Annotated in this window: 12 protein-coding genes; 7 read left to right on the top strand and 5 right to left on the bottom strand. The window is 42.4% G+C overall.

The window, feature by feature from the left end; translation table 11 throughout:
- The first annotated feature begins 32 nt into the window (after positions 1-32).
- From PNC201_RS04055 to lnt, 4 genes are read left to right on the top strand one after another with little or no spacing between them, the layout of a single operon-like run.
- Complete coding sequence (locus PNC201_RS04055; RefSeq protein ID WP_102056251.1) at positions 33-1,067, top strand: PhoH family protein; 1,035 nt, start codon at positions 33-35, stop codon at positions 1,065-1,067.
- A 3-nt stretch (positions 1,068-1,070) separates the two neighbouring features.
- On the top strand, positions 1,071-1,529 hold the full coding sequence (gene ybeY, locus PNC201_RS04050) for an rRNA maturation RNase YbeY (protein WP_102056250.1): 459 nt from the start codon (positions 1,071-1,073) through the stop codon (positions 1,527-1,529).
- 22 nt (positions 1,530-1,551) lie between these two features.
- The gene (corC, locus tag PNC201_RS04045; protein ID WP_010607361.1) at positions 1,552-2,430 is read left to right on the top strand and encodes a CNNM family magnesium/cobalt transport protein CorC; all 879 of its coding nucleotides are present in this window, start codon (positions 1,552-1,554) and stop codon (positions 2,428-2,430) included.
- A complete protein-coding gene (gene lnt, locus PNC201_RS04040; RefSeq protein WP_102056249.1) occupies positions 2,408-3,985 on the top strand; it encodes an apolipoprotein N-acyltransferase in 1,578 nt (525 codons plus the stop codon). The genes corC and lnt overlap by 23 nt, the downstream gene beginning before the upstream one ends.
- Before the next feature lie 675 nt (positions 3,986-4,660).
- Here lnt and PNC201_RS04035 read toward each other — a convergent pair.
- Complete coding sequence (locus tag PNC201_RS04035) at positions 4,661-6,817, bottom strand: tetratricopeptide repeat protein (protein ID WP_102056248.1); 2,157 nt, start codon at positions 6,815-6,817, stop codon at positions 4,661-4,663.
- Positions 6,818-6,918: 101 nt separating this feature from the next.
- On the opposite strand from PNC201_RS04035, the gene PNC201_RS04030 reads away from it, so the two are divergent.
- The gene (locus tag PNC201_RS04030) at positions 6,919-7,578 is read left to right on the top strand and encodes a hypothetical protein (protein ID WP_010607364.1); all 660 of its coding nucleotides are present in this window, start codon (positions 6,919-6,921) and stop codon (positions 7,576-7,578) included.
- Positions 7,579-7,596: 18 nt separating this feature from the next.
- On the opposite strand, the gene PNC201_RS04025 is transcribed toward PNC201_RS04030, so the two are convergent.
- A complete protein-coding gene (locus tag PNC201_RS04025; RefSeq protein ID WP_029215916.1) occupies positions 7,597-8,322 on the bottom strand; it encodes an SIR2 family NAD-dependent protein deacylase in 726 nt (241 codons plus the stop codon).
- Between the two features lie 32 nt (positions 8,323-8,354).
- Positions 8,355-8,861 carry a winged helix-turn-helix domain-containing protein gene (locus tag PNC201_RS04020; RefSeq protein ID WP_102056247.1) on the bottom strand — a complete coding sequence of 169 codons (507 nt, stop codon included), beginning with the start codon at positions 8,859-8,861 and terminating at the stop codon, positions 8,355-8,357.
- Positions 8,862-9,122: 261 nt separating this feature from the next.
- Here PNC201_RS04020 and PNC201_RS04015 point away from each other — a divergent pair, with 261 nt between their 5' ends.
- Positions 9,123-9,494, top strand: a complete 372-nt coding sequence (locus PNC201_RS04015; protein WP_102056246.1) for a hypothetical protein — start codon at positions 9,123-9,125, stop codon at positions 9,492-9,494.
- 137 nt (positions 9,495-9,631) lie between these two features.
- On the top strand, positions 9,632-10,225 hold the full coding sequence (locus tag PNC201_RS04010) for a porin family protein (protein WP_010607368.1): 594 nt from the start codon (positions 9,632-9,634) through the stop codon (positions 10,223-10,225).
- 68 nt (positions 10,226-10,293) lie between these two features.
- On the opposite strand, the gene uvrB is transcribed toward PNC201_RS04010, so the two are convergent.
- Both uvrB and PNC201_RS04000 read right to left on the bottom strand, forming a co-directional pair.
- Positions 10,294-12,297, bottom strand: a complete 2,004-nt coding sequence (uvrB, locus tag PNC201_RS04005; RefSeq protein ID WP_102056245.1) for an excinuclease ABC subunit UvrB — start codon at positions 12,295-12,297, stop codon at positions 10,294-10,296.
- Positions 12,297-13,673 (bottom strand): MATE family efflux transporter, encoded by a 1,377-nt coding sequence (locus PNC201_RS04000; protein WP_102056244.1) that lies wholly within the window; start codon positions 13,671-13,673, stop codon positions 12,297-12,299. Before PNC201_RS04000 ends, uvrB begins: the two co-directional genes overlap by 1 nt.
- Between the last annotated feature and the right edge of the window lie 1,261 nt (positions 13,674-14,934).

Raw genomic sequence — 14,934 nt, 5'->3', positions numbered from 1 at the left:
TTCGGCTAGCGTCATTTTTATAGGAAGACATTTTGAGTAATCAGATAAAGAATATAGAAATTTACTTAGAACCCGCAGATAATCACCGCCTTTCTTCACTTTGTGGTCCGTTCGACGAAAATCTAAAACAAATAGAACGTCGCCTTGGAGTTGAAATCGCACACCGTGACAATTGGTTTAAAGTGACCGGACAAGCGGTAACGGCAAAAGCAGCTGTGGATATTCTAAAGTCTCTATATGTTGATACTCAGCCTGTGAAAGGAAAAATGACAGAAATCGAACCGGATCAGGTTCATCTGGCCATCACAGAAGCGAACGTACTCGAACAAGACGCCCCAACCGTATGGGACAAAGAAGTCTATATTAAGACTCGTCGCGGTGTGGTTAAGCCTCGTAACCCAAATCAGAGCCAATATGTCGCTAATATCTTAACTCACGATATTACCTTTGGTGTTGGTCCTGCAGGTACTGGTAAAACCTATCTTGCTGTTGCGGCAGCGGTTGACGCGCTAGAACGTCAAGAAATACGTCGCATCCTCCTCACTCGTCCAGCAGTTGAAGCTGGTGAAAAGCTGGGCTTCTTACCGGGTGATTTAACACAAAAAATCGACCCTTACCTTCGCCCTCTTTATGACGCCCTATTCGAGATGCTTGGTTTTGAAAAAGTTGAGCGCTTAATCGAAAAAAATGTCATCGAAGTTGCACCTTTGGCGTATATGCGTGGTCGAACACTCAATGACGCGTTTATTATCTTGGACGAGAGCCAAAATACCACGACTGAACAAATGAAGATGTTTCTTACCCGGATTGGCTTTAATTCAAAAGCGGTGATCACCGGTGATATCACCCAAATCGATTTACCTCGTGGTGTGCGCTCTGGACTTCGTCATGCGATAGAAGTGCTCAATGATGTAGAAGAGATTTCATTTAACTTCTTTAAATCTCACGATGTAGTTAGACACCCTGTGGTTGCTCGTATCGTCGAAGCATACGAGAAGAAAGAAGAACAAGAGCGTCTCGCTAAAGCTGAAAAGCATCAAGCGAAACAGCAACCTTCTGAGGAATAAACCATGGACTTAATGCTAGATTTGCAATTGGTTTGTGAGTTTGAAAACTTACCATCCGAAGCACAATTTCAATTATGGGCAGAACATGCATTAACGCAATTTCGCGAAGAAGCGGAATTAACGATTCGCATCGCTGACGAGCACGAAAGCCAAGAGCTCAATAGCCAGTACAGGGGCAAAGACAAGCCAACCAACGTGTTGTCTTTCCCATTTGATGCGCCACCGGGAATTGAGTTACCACTTATTGGTGATTTAATTATCTGTCCCCAAGTGGTATACCAAGAATCCATAGAGCAAGAAAAGACCTTTCATGACCACTTCGCCCATATGGTTATCCATGGTTGCTTGCATTTACTTGGATTTGACCATATAAATGAACAAGACGCGGTAGAAATGGAAACAATAGAGAAGCAAATTCTCGCTTCTTTGAATATCGCAGATCCTTACAGAGACGATTGTTAAATTAACGGAGCAGACACAACTAATGAGCGACGATAACTCGCAAAGTAGTCAGGGTTCTTCTAGCAAGACCTGGCTGGGACGCATCACACAGATGCTGCAAGGGGAACCCCAAAATAAAGAAGAATTGGCTGAAGTCATCGCTGATGCGCAAGAGCGCCAGCTGATTGACCCAGAAACCAAAGACATGATGGAAGGTGTACTCAGCGTTTCAGAGCTGAAAGTACGTGACATCATGATCCCACGTTCGCAAATGATTACACTTGATGTAGATGAGCCGCTCAGTGCTCAACTCCCTATGATGGTAGAATCTTCACACTCGCGTTTTCCTGTGATTTGTGAAGACAAAGACCACGTAGAAGGCATCTTACTTGCCAAAGATCTCTTACCTTTGATTTTGCGCGAAGAGCGCGATTTGCCAAGTATCCGCGAATATCTTCGTCCCGCTGTGGTCGTGCCTGAAAGTAAGCGTGTCGATACCCTGCTCAACGAATTCCGTCAAAAACGTTACCATATGGCTATCGTGATTGATGAATACGGCGGTGTATCTGGACTGGTTACTATCGAAGATATTCTCGAAACCATTGTTGGTGAAATCGAAGATGAACATGATGACGACGAAGAACAACAAGATATTCGTCAGCTGTCTAAACATGTTTATACCGTGCAAGCACTCACGCCCTTGGATGAATTTAACGAATTTTTCAAAACCAACTACGACACCCAAGAAGCCGATACCATTGGCGGTATTATTCTTCATGCATTTGGCCATATGCCAAGCCGTGGTGAAACCATAGACATAGATCCCCTTCAGTTTAAGGTAACTAACTCCGATAACCGGAGGATCTTACAAATTCAAGTAAGTGTACCTAAATCTGAACATGTTGAAGACTCTAGTATCTAACCTGAGTAACCTCGCAAAAGATAAGTTTGCATGGCTGACACTCATTTCTGGCTGTGCACTTACTTTTGCTTATTCCCCTTTTGGTTTTTGGCCCATCGCGTTTGTCAGCTTGATTATAGCGACTTGGCTTACCGATAAACCCAGTCCAAAGCTCGCGGCTAAATATGGCTTTTTATTTGGCTTTGGCTGGTTTGCCCTTGGCATAAGCTGGGTGCATGTCTCTATCGCTGAATTTGGTGGTTTACCCTTACCTGTCTCAGTGCTGTTGATGGCATTACTATGTGCTTATCTTGCCATCTACCCGACATTGGCATTTGCTTTTGCCAGCTACTTTACTCGCACACCTTGGCAACGGGTGCTGGCACTTGTTGCGGGGTTTGCCATTACCGAGTGGCTACGAGGCCATATGCTCACGGGCTTCCCTTGGCTTAGCTTCGGTTACACATTAACTGACTCGCCTCTGAGCAGTTTAGCCCCTTGGATCGGTGAATTTGGCTTAACATTGCTAGTTATTCTAGCGACAACAAGCCTTTACTATCTACTTAAACAACGTGCGATTTATCTCACCATAGTCTGCTTTGCTGGCATTGCCGGTTTATACAGTGTGCCAATCATTCAAGGCCCACTAAAATACTCGGGAGATGAAATCACCACCTTACTTGTACAAGGTAATATCAAGCAGAGCCTGCGCTGGGAGCCTGAGCAATTTTGGCCTACCATGTCTAAATATCGAGATATGACTAGACCTAACTGGCAAGGCGTTGATTTAGTGGTGTGGCCAGAAGCGGCTATTCCTGAATTTGAAGATATCGCCTACCCATTTTTAGAAGGGCTGGACAAAGCCGCCGCGTTTAATGGCACGGCGCTGATAACGGGCATTCCCGATTATCAGTTTGATACCAGAACTGCGTACAACACGCTGATCACCCTTGGTAAAAAGGAAAAAGAAGACAGCGAAGGGCAATATCACTACCTGCACAAAAACCGCTACCAGAAGCACCAATTGTTACCTATTGGTGAGTTTGTACCGTTCGAAGACCTATTGCGTCCTATAGCCCCTCTTTTTAACTTAGCGATGTCGTCATTTACTCGAGGTGATGCGGTACAACCAAACCTACTTGCAAACGGTTTGCATGTGTTACCCGCTATTTGCTACGAAATCGCGTTTAGCGAGCTTGTCAGAGGTAACTTTACATCTGAGTCAGATATTCTTTTTACTGTGAGCAACGACGCTTGGTTTGGAGATTCCCACGGCCCGCATCAGCATATGCAGATCGCTCGCATGCGTGCCTTAGAATTACAGCGCCCATTAATTCGAGTAACGAATAATGGTATCACTGGTGTTTACGATCCACTTAGCAAAGTTCAGCATGCCATTCCACAATTCGAAGCCAATATACTGAAAAGTGATGTAAAACTAATTAGTGGAGTGAGCTGGTATGCAGAGCATGGTAATCGCCCCATCTGGTTTATTGTCGCTTTTATTTTGCTGATACTCACCGCCGCAAAGGCAAAGTCCATAGTGCTTAAGCGATTTGAACGCAACTTTTTGTAGTTGCGGTGTTGTACCTGTCGCGATGTAAAATCGCTCCTACACGTAATATATAACCTCTGGTGGGAGCCGCTTTACGCGGCGATATCTAATGCCATATCGCGATGTGAAATCACTCCTACACACAATATATAACTCTGGTAGGAGCCGCTTTACGCGGCGAGCTTTTGTGCCATATCGCGATGTGAAATCGCTCCTACACGTAATATATAACGTCTCGTAGGAGCCGCTTTACGCGGCGATATCTAATGCCATATCGCGATGTGAAATCACTCCTACACATAATATATAACGTCTCGTAGGAGCCGCTTTACGCGGCGAGCTTTTGTGCCATATCGCGATGTGAAATCGCTCCTACACGTAATATATAACCTCTGGTGGGAGCCGCTTTACGCGGCGATATCTAATGCCATATCGCGATGTGAAATCGCTCCTACACGTAATATATAACGTCTCGTAGGAGCCGCTTTACGCGGCGATATCTAATGCCATATCGCGATGTGAAATCACTCCTACACATAATATATAACGTCTCGTAGGAGCCGCTTTACGCGGCGATATCTAATGCCATATCGCGATGTGAAATCGCTCCTACATGCAATAAATAACCTTTGGTAGGAGCCGCTTTACGCGGCGATATCTAATGCCATATCGCGATGTAAAAGCAGATTTGCGTTTTTATTCACAAGGTATGATAACACTCACTTTCAACCCACCTAATTCGCTGTGCACAACGGCAATGCTACCACCGTGCAATTCAACCAGTTTTTGACAAATAGATAAACCTAAGCCGGAGCCACCAAGATCTCGGCTACGGGACTTATCACAGCGGAACAAACGTTCAAACAATCTCCCCAAAGCTTCATCGCCCACGCCTGGGCTTGAATCTTCAATAACACATTGGATTTGCTGGCTTTGATAGCTAATATCCACACAGACTTCTCCCGGCTTGTCGGTATAATTCACACTATTACGAGCCAAGTTATTGAATACCTGAGCGAACCGAGTTACGTCAATGTCGATTTCCAGTTCATCAGGTAGTTCAATATGGGCATTAAACTCAAGCCCTTCATCCGTCACAAAGTCATCAATATCTTCAACAAGACCAATAAAGGCTTGTTTGGCATTGACGCGCTCTAACGCCAAGTTAAGGCTGCCGGTATCTGCCTGCGCGAGTTCGTAGATATCTTTAATTAATGTGTTAAGAGTATCAAGACGGCGGTTAAGCACTTTGTAGCTCTGCTGGGGATTTTCCACCAAATTATGTTCAAGAGATTCAATATGTAGCTTAAGTACGGTAAGTGGTGTTCTTAATTCATGAGAAATATCTGCAAGTAGTTGCTGCTTTAAGTCCAAGGTTTTGTTGAGAAGCTGCTTCTCGAGTTCCAGTGAGCGACGTTTGTTTCTCGCAAGTAGTAAAAATGCGCTCAGTAGAACGACCAAAACTCCCACCACTGCTGCCGTTACTATTTGTTCTACGCGCTGTTCGGCCAGCTCTACATCACGCTGTGTTTTTAGACTTTGTAGCTCATATTGATTTTTCTGGTACTCGGTATCCATCTGATAGGCCAAGGCTTTTTGACTGGCTTCTTTTTCAAGCTGAGAAACCTTAGATTCCGCATATTGTAAGTGATAATTAAGCGCAGACTCAAAATCACCTTTCGCGCTGTAGGCGTCCTTTAACACTCGTAATGCGGTTTCCTTGAGGCCAAGATAAACCTCATCTTGAGCAATAATTTGCTCCATACTTTGAATAAAAAAATCAGCTCGTTCAGGTAAAACAATTTGCGCATAGGTAGTCATCGTCTCTTGATAAAGCACTTTACTTTGTACCGGATCAATTAACTCTAGCGCCTGTTCAACATACTCTTGAGCCTTAGCTTTTTCATTTGCTTTTAATTTAACTTCAGCCAAATTGCTCAGGGCCCAGCCCTGATTTCTGGTGTGGTCATTCTCCTCGAAAATCGTAAATGCTTTTTCAAATGACGCTTGTGCATTATCATATTGGCTGAGTTTCATTTGTTCACGACCAATGCGGATCAACGTGTAAGCTGAATAAACGACATTGCCCGCTTTAATGTCATAGTCATATGCGGTTTGATAAGCTTCAAGCGACTTTGCATGGTCGCCAATCACTTGATGCGCACCACCTAGGTTATAGTAAACTTGTCCAAGTAAAACCGTATTTTCCTGTTTTTGGCTTTTTAGTACCGCTATCGATTGCTGCAGTAATTCAAGTGCTTTGTCCGGTAATGAAAGATCCGAGTAAACATCTGCTAACTGAGTGATCGCAGACACTTGCAAATCTGGGAGTTCATACTTCTTTGCCACTTCAATTGAGAGTTCGTAACTCTCTATCGAGTCTTTATAACTGCCATTGCTTTTGTAAGCAGCAGCCCGAAAGCGATAAGCGTGGCTTAACAATCGATGCATATCAAGCGCCGATAGCTGAGACACGGCTAGGTTTAAATAACTAATCGCATCGCTAAACTTTCCCTCTTTAAGCATGAGGTCACCATACGTTAACGAGTATTTAGCTTCATATTCGGGTAAGTGATGTGAGAGTAATACCTGTTTAAAACGCTCCACCCATTTATGTGCCTCTTCGAGCTGGAAACCGTTTTTTAATGCAACTGTGGTCTTATGGTGAACGTCAGCGATTTCCTCAGGCGTTAAGCCTGACTCTAATACTTGGTCGACTTTTTGAAGCGCGCTATCACGTGTTTCTTGTTGCTGAATTTCTTTTATAAAAGCATCATATAAACGCTCATTAGCGTGAACTAGTGGGCTTAGTAGTAGGCAACAAGTAAGCAGGATTATCTTAAAGTGCAACACGTTATCGTCTCTTTTTTATTATCATTATAAATTGAGCAAAACAGCAGGCGAATAGGCTATCATATTGCGTGAGCATTAAATAATAAATTGTGGTTCTATGTATGTCGAATAATTGTCTAACTCAGTTTTTGTTAGCGTTAAAAAGCGCGGATATAGAAAAAATAAAAGCCGTGTATGCACAGGTGACCAAAGACGAGCAGATTGAGGTCCTCAAGTTTCTTTTTCAAAGTGCGCAGAGTAACACTGTACTCTATGGCCACTATCAAGATATAGCGAGTGTTTGCTTACAAGCAGCACGCTTTCCAGAGGCGATGATAGCTGCGATTAACTCCTTGGAGAAGTTTGCCTTTTTTTCAACACCATTGATCCAAGCTGAGCAAATCAATAACCTTAACCCGCAAGGAAATAACATACTACATATCCTTTTATCGCAAATGTCCGCGAAAGATAACGGTCTAAATTACCTTAGAACCTTATTGCACTTTGAAAGCAAAGAGCTACTTCAAAATGCGCTGAGTCAAAGAAATGCAAAAAAGTTAACACCTCTAGAATGCTACTTAGCTTTTAATAGCCATACTGCGCCACTGAGCATTCAAGAATTAAGTGCGTTACTTGGCTTGATGGAAATCGAAAGGCGACATATAAGCGCAGTGGAACCCCACAACGCTAAAGTGATTGAATCACACCTCCAACAACAACACCGGCTCAGTGAATATAAACAATTTCTGCTAGCCACTTACTATCAAAGCAATGCAGGCTAACTTTCCTCAGGCTTTAAATTAAGAGGCAGGCAAACTGGCGATGTATTCACTTGCTGTCATGCGGTGATAGGTGACTTGTTTGTAAAGTAAGTGCGCAGGGTTTGGGTCAACCACTTCAATTGGAATTGCTTTGTGCCTTGCTATTTCCAAGGCCATTTGAGTGATATTGACACTAAAGGAAGTGCCCATAAAAATGATTCTATCCGCAGCATACATTCGTGACTGTGCTTCGCTAATACGATACAGATCGGTGTAGTATTCGTCGAATAACAATACATAGGGTTTAAGTGACACGCCTTTTTCTGGGCCTTGTCGCGCGATCTTGAAAAGTGCTAACAACGACTCGGCCAATCGACTTTCGTCTACCTCATCCCAAGGGGCAGTAAAACACGCTGTGGGCTCACCTTGGGTATGAAAGGGAGTCACCTGATCAACGCGTCCATGGATCGCAATAAAATGATTATTTCCCGCTTTACCATCTAAACCGTCGATATTTTGCGTGATCACATTTTTATCACTAAGCCATTGATGAACCTGATTGGGGCCGTGATTACGGTAAGCCACAAAACGATGGTAGTACCATTTTAAGAATTCCGCCGGTTGCGATTTATACATTGCTCGCGTTGCCATTTCTTGAGGAGTGTAATTAGCCGAACCTATCGTCCAAAAACCATCATCTCCTCGAAAAGTCGGAATACCACTTTCGGCACTCACCCCAGCACCTGTGATATACAACGTTTGCAACATGACACAACCTCAACTCAAGTAAATTTGACTCACGATAACGTAAAGTAGATACCCAAGGCTAGCAACACAAGTGCACCCGCAAGCCCAAACATAGGCAGTTTGCTACCAATAGATTCTGGTCTTTCGAACACTTCAGAAGGTGATTCAGTCACTACTGTTTCTTCTTCCACCGTTTTTACATCCGGTTTAGTCGACTCATGGGGAGTAGTCTGAGGTGAAGCCTGAGCTTCCGCAGTCCCTTCAAAGGCCGTACAAGGGATCTGCCATTGATACCCTTTTCGTGAAAAGGTTTTGATGGCATCATCACCAAACAAAGCACGTAAATGGCCAATATTTTGAAATACGACCTGATCGGTTACTTTTCTATCTGGCCATACCTTCTCTAAGATGTCTTCTTTACTGTGGATGGTTTGAGGAGCAGATAAAAATAGCTCCAATATCTGAGCAGGTTTTTGTTTTAAATTGAGCTTTCTGTCGTCTTTATAAAGCTTCAGTTCTTTGCTATCAAACAAAAAATCCTTAAAAGCGAATTTCATTTCCCTAGTTCCCAACTTGGTCTTAATTACTGTAATAGTTATTGTTTTATTCGAATTTACTACAACTTAACATTGCATTTATAACGAAACATGCCGCGAAAATATAGGGCAATGTTACATCGGTTTACAAACTATTGATAAAATCGGCTTTAGTATAGAGCGATCACTCAGAAAATCACTACCTAATCCTTAGAATAATTCGAATAGACTCAAAACCTAAGCATATATAAACTACATTTTCTGTAATTGTTAGGCTGACTCATGTTACTTGCTTTTATCTACTCCATCGTGTTGATAAAAACCTCATTACTCGGGCTGGGACTTGTCAGTATTGTGCTCTCAACAGTCTTTATTCTCGCGCTACATCTCAATATACCCACCCTCTCAACCAATGCAAAAAGCGAATTTATTAAATCCTTTAAGTTTGTGACCTTCTCGCACCTGCTCGGTTACTTGTTGTTATTGGGTAAACTTTTGTTTATTGATGGCTGGCAAGACGTACCTATGTTCATTGCAAGTCACTTGATCATGCATCATATATGGAGCGGACTTATTGCTGCGATTTTGACATTGACGACCTTACTAAAATATCAAACGTTCATTGCAAAATCTAAGGCAACTAAAAGCACTTAACAAGTGCAACTATTTATATTTGTAAAATAAAGAGAACCAAACTAGACGCCTTCTTACACTTTATGACAGCCCCCCAACAGACCTTGACACCTACCCTATTTATACTGTCCTCAAGTTAACCACAACGGACATTGATTATGAAAATTAAAGCGCTTTTATCTCTTGCATTACTCACAACAAGTTTATCGTCTTTTGCAGAACAAAATAACGAGACGCATCGCGTTGGTTTAGACATCTCTGGCGGCGGCGCTTCTTATAAAAGCTCAAGCAAAGATGGTGATGGTGTAGGCCAAGCATACCTGTATTACAACTATCACTTTACGCCAATTTTGGCGCTTGAATTAGGTTATAACAGCGGTGAAGACTTAGATGATTGGAAGTGTGAGGACGAAAATGATCGCAAGTTTACCTGTACGCAAAACAACAAAACTTTGTTTGGCCTTGGCGCTAACAATTTAGAATTTGATAACTTTGTTGTTGCCGCAAAAGGCTACTATCAAATTTCTGACAACAGCTATTTTTACGGCAAATTAGGTGCGAACTACTACGATTACGAAATCACTCGTGGCCGCACTAAATTAGTTACCGACGATGGCATCGGTTTTGTCGCTGAAGCGGGTTGGCAATATGACTGGGATAACGGCATGGCAGTTAACCTTGGCTATAAGTACCTTGATATGGGTGACTTGGATACATCGAGCCTATCTCTAGGTGTCAGCTACCGCTTCTAATACCCAACCAATAAAAAAGCATGTGAGTCTCACATGCTTTTTTATTCTTTAAAGCCGACGTTTTAGCCCTAGGCTTTAATCAAACGCTTTTGTAAGATTTGAACTTGATCGCGCGCTTGAGCTGCTTTTTCAAACTCAAGCTCTTTAGCAAACTTCATCATTTGTGCTTCGAGTCGGTCTATTTCTTTAGCGATCTCTTTCGCATCCATTGCAGGCATACCTGGTTTAAATTTGGCATCGATATCAACCACTTTGTCATCAGCCACTTCCTCACCGAGATCCATCACATCCGTGATCTTCTTATTGAGTGCCGTTGGGGTAATGCCATTGGTCTCATTGTACGCCTCTTGCTTTTCTCTACGTCTTTGCGTTTCATCTATAGCTTGGCGCATTGAGTTCGTCACCCTATCACCATATAAAATCGCTTTACCATGTAAGTGACGTGCCGCGCGGCCAATTGTCTGAATAAGAGAGCGCGTCGAGCGTAAAAAGCCTTCTTTATCTGCATCAAGTATGGCAACCAATGAAACCTCAGGCATATCCAAGCCCTCTCGTAACAAGTTGATGCCGACTAATACATCAAAAACGCCTTTGCGTAGGTCTCGAATGATCTCCATACGCTCAACGGTATCGATGTCAGAGTGTAAGTAACGCACCTTAACGTTATGATCGTTAAGATAATCGGTCAGATCTTCTGACATGCGTTTGGTTAGCGTAGTAACCAGTACACGCTCATTCACTTCCACCCGTTTGTAGATCTCAGAGAGCAAATCGTCAACTTGAGTTGCAACTGGACGCACTTCTACTTCTGGATCTAATAGCCCTGTTGGACGGATCACTTGCTCGGCAACATCACCCGCAGATTTGTTCAATTCATAATCACCAGGAGTCGCCGAAACATAAATAGTTTGCGGCGAAATCGCTTCGAACTCTTCAAACTTTAGTGGCCTATTATCTAGCGCAGACGGCAATCTAAAACCATATTCAACCAAGTTTTCTTTACGACTGCGATCGCCTTTGTACATCGCACCAACCTGCGAAACAGTAACGTGAGACTCGTCGATGATCATAAGCGCGTCATCCGGCAAGTAATCTAACAAAGTTGGTGGTGGCTCACCTGGTGCACGTCCCGATAAATATCGACTGTAATTTTCAATACCAGAGCAATAGCCAAGCTCGGTCATCATTTCAATGTCGTACTGTGTACGTTGAGCAATGCGCTGCTCTTCGACTAGGCGATTTTTATCCAATAATTGAGTACGGCGGTCTTTAAGTTCCACCTTAATGCGCTCAATGGCATCAAGGATCTTTTCTCTTGGCGTTACATAGTGAGTTTTTGGATAAATAGTCGCGCGAACGAGGTGTTTTTCAACGGCACCAGTCAAGGGATCAAATAAACTGATCCGCTCTATTTCATCGTCAAACATCTCAACCCGTACCGCAATGGTTTCCGATTCCGCAGGAAAAATATCGATAACTTCACCGCGAACTCGATAGGTACCACGGCTAAAATCCATGTCATTACGCGTGTATTGTAGTTCTGCCAAACGCCTTAACATGTCGCGCTGATCGATAGTTTCACCGACTTTCAGCAACAGCATCATTTTCATATAAGAGTCGGGATCGCCAAGGCCGTAAATCGCTGAAACGGAGGCGACGATGATAGTGTCTCTGCGCTCAAGCAAAGCTTTGGTCGCAGATAAACGCATTTGCTCAATGTGATCATTGATAGACGCGTCTTTCTCAATGAAAGTGTCGCTGGCAACGACATAGGCTTCGGGTTGATAATAGTCATAATAAGAGACGAAATACTCAACCGCATTATGAGGGAAAAACTCTTTCATTTCGCCGTACAATTGCGCCGCTAGTGTTTTGTTATGCGCCATAATGATTGTAGGACGGTTAAGATTATTAATGATGTTGGCCATGGTAAAGGTTTTACCTGTCCCCGTAGCCCCCAGCAAGGTTTGATGTGCAAGGCCCGATTCTAAACCATCACACAGCTGAGCAATCGCAGTTGGTTGATCTCCGTTTGGCTGAAACTCAGAAACTAGCTGAAACTTATCTTCCATTACGCCTCCTTTTGAACCTCGCTTGCTGCAATTTCATTAATTACTTTCTTAAACCAATTGTAGGCTATGGCTGCGGTAAATAAATTCCCCAAAGCAGCGCCTGCAAATAGCCCTGCTAATCCTGCCAACTGTGAGCCTATATAAGCAATAGGTACATAAAATATGAACAACCGGATCACACTTAGAATGAGCGCATTCATCGGTTTATGCAACGCATTAAATGACGAATTGGTTAATATAATCACGCCTTGAAGGCCGTATCCTAGCGGCATGATATAAATAAATAACTGTATGGTTTCAACGACAGCAGGTTCATTACCAAAAGTATGACTGATGTAGTAAGCGCTCAATACCAGTAATAGATAGACCGCAAATTGAAAAGCAAGCACAAATTTAAGTGTTTGGGTATAGGCATCAGACACACGCTGGTATTGTTTTGCACCAAAGTTCTGACTTACAAAAGGAGGCAAAGTCATAGAAAGCGCCAAAACCACGAGACTTGCGATAGACTCGATACGACTCCCAACGCCAAATGCGGCCACAGCTTCTGGTCCATAACTGGCAATAAGTGCGGTCATTACCGCCATTGCCAACGGCGTCAGCATATTTGCGCCAGCTGCAGGCAGGCCGATGGTGAGAATTTTTTTTGCCGCATTTGTGAAGCTGGTGTATTTTGCAGACAGTGAGATAAGACGTTTTTTAACTATCAGCAAATATAAAATAATAGTTACCCCAAGACTCCAAGATAACACACTGGCCACTGCAGCCCCTTTTACACCCATTGCATCAATTGGCCCAAATCCGAAGATTAATATCGGGTCCAGCACCGCATTTACTAATCCCCCGAGTCCCATGACTAAACTTGGCGTTTTGGTATCACCACTGGCACGCAGCACTGAATTACCAATCATCGGCGTTATCAATAAAATCGAGCCAATGAACCACACGGACATATAGTCGTGTATAAATGGCATAACCGCTTCACCTGCCCCGAGGAGAATAAAGATCTCATCGACAAAAATAAAACCAAGAATAGAAAGCAGCGAAACAAAAATGGCAGAGATAATAATAGCCACTGCGGCATCAAACTTAGCTTCGTCGAGCAAATTGCTACCCAAAGCCTTCGCGATAACGGCGGATGTGCCAATACCTAGCCCGATGGCTAAGCTAATTACAGTAAAGGTAACTGGAAAGGTGAAGCTGATTGCTGCGAGCGGCTCGGTGCCAAGCATACTAATAAAGAAAGTATCAACGAGATTAAACATCATCAGCGTGATCATCCCGAATATCATGGGGATCGTCATTCGCTTTAAAGTCGCCCCAATATCACCAAAAAGGATATCGTTGCCATTGGAATTTGACTTAGCTTGAGTCATAACAACCTATTTCTGATACTTTAAGCGGCTCATTGTATGCTATTCAAGATGTTGACGCTATGCGGGAAACGTTAAGAGTCGTTATAAAGTCTAAATTAGCAACAGTTACCTATAAAAAGCTTGTGTTACGTCACAGGATTAAGGTTTAGTGTTGAAAATAACGATTCAGTAAGTTTTGACAAAAAAGTTACAACCTCGCTTGCAAAGTAGCATGTTTTTTGCACAACCAAAAAGGTAAAAAGTTCATAAAAGCTTCACACTGAGCAACAAATAAACAAAAATAACCAATCAAATATAAGCTATTGATATTGTTGAAATTAAATATTTATCGAATTTTACTTGAAACGGCTGCAGCGCCCTAATTTCATAGTCTTGCAATACTTCTCAAATAATAATAAACAATGTTATCCACAGATTCCGTGGATAAGTCGCTCCAAGCCAATAGAATAAAGGTTTTCAGCTTGGAGTAATTTTGATCAACGGCGAGTTTAGTGTGATCATTCTTAAAACAACAACTGGATCAATTTAGATCTCTAGACTAACCTTGCTTCTGGAAGTAAAAAGCATCTAGCTACTAAAAATAACGAGGATCACATATACAACTGTTTTAATTGAACTTTTTATTAATTTATTGATTCTCACTTTGACGATAGTAACTACTTACTGTTTGCTACACCGCGTTTAAATAGAGATTATCAATATCACACTATTCACCCTCATTGATCTCATTCACGTGACAATTGCAATGATTTAAAGATCTCAAGAAAACATCATAAAATGAGCAGTTAGGGATATAATTCAAACAAAACGTTCAAAAAATACATTAAACAGAATATATCACTGTATAGATAAACAGTAAACACTGTATATGTTAATTTTATTCGACATCCCCCTACATGATGATTTAGGAATTTTATACAACAGCTTCTATTTCATATTTTGCAGCTCTTCATGATATGAGGTTTTTGAAACCGAAACTCGCTAAGAGTCATTATATTAACGATGATAAATTACCTATCACTCAACTTTTGCTTAGATTACTAGGCGGCAAGTCGAGCGCCGCGCTCAAAACCCACTCAGGGGAACAAAAATCAAACCGCAAAGGTCAACAGGACCTATATCAATAATACTAAACAAGCTAAAAAGCCAACAAATAGCGCATTAATTCATCGCTTAGTAGAGTTTTTTACGTTTCTGTGATTTTAGTGGTTGACACCTTGCAATGTCGTCATTAATATTTCGCCCCGTTGAGAGATACGCT

This window comes from Pseudoalteromonas sp. NC201, from assembly GCF_002850255.1.
GTDB lineage: Bacteria > Pseudomonadota > Gammaproteobacteria > Enterobacterales > Alteromonadaceae > Pseudoalteromonas.
Note: the sequence above shows the minus strand (reverse complement) of the source record. Positions and strands in the feature narration are given on the sequence as shown.

What these genes read in the sequence shown, in the direction of transcription:
- ybeY (WP_102056250.1), top strand. Translation starts at nt 1,071, where the DNA reads ATGGACTTAATGCTAGATTTGCAATTGGTTTGTGAGTTTGAAAACTTA.
- corC (WP_010607361.1), top strand. Translation starts at nt 1,552, where the DNA reads ATGAGCGACGATAACTCGCAAAGTAGTCAGGGTTCTTCTAGCAAGACC.
- lnt (WP_102056249.1), top strand. Translation starts at nt 2,408, where the DNA reads ATGTTGAAGACTCTAGTATCTAACCTGAGTAACCTCGCAAAAGATAAG.
- PNC201_RS04030 (WP_010607364.1), top strand. Translation starts at nt 6,919, where the DNA reads ATGTCGAATAATTGTCTAACTCAGTTTTTGTTAGCGTTAAAAAGCGCG.
- PNC201_RS04020 (WP_102056247.1), bottom strand. Translation starts at nt 8,861, where the DNA reads ATGAAATTCGCTTTTAAGGATTTTTTGTTTGATAGCAAAGAACTGAAG.
- PNC201_RS04015 (WP_102056246.1), top strand. Translation starts at nt 9,123, where the DNA reads ATGTTACTTGCTTTTATCTACTCCATCGTGTTGATAAAAACCTCATTA.
- PNC201_RS04010 (WP_010607368.1), top strand. Translation starts at nt 9,632, where the DNA reads ATGAAAATTAAAGCGCTTTTATCTCTTGCATTACTCACAACAAGTTTA.
- uvrB (WP_102056245.1), bottom strand. Translation starts at nt 12,297, where the DNA reads ATGGAAGATAAGTTTCAGCTAGTTTCTGAGTTTCAGCCAAACGGAGAT.
- PNC201_RS04000 (WP_102056244.1), bottom strand. Translation starts at nt 13,673, where the DNA reads ATGACTCAAGCTAAGTCAAATTCCAATGGCAACGATATCCTTTTTGGT.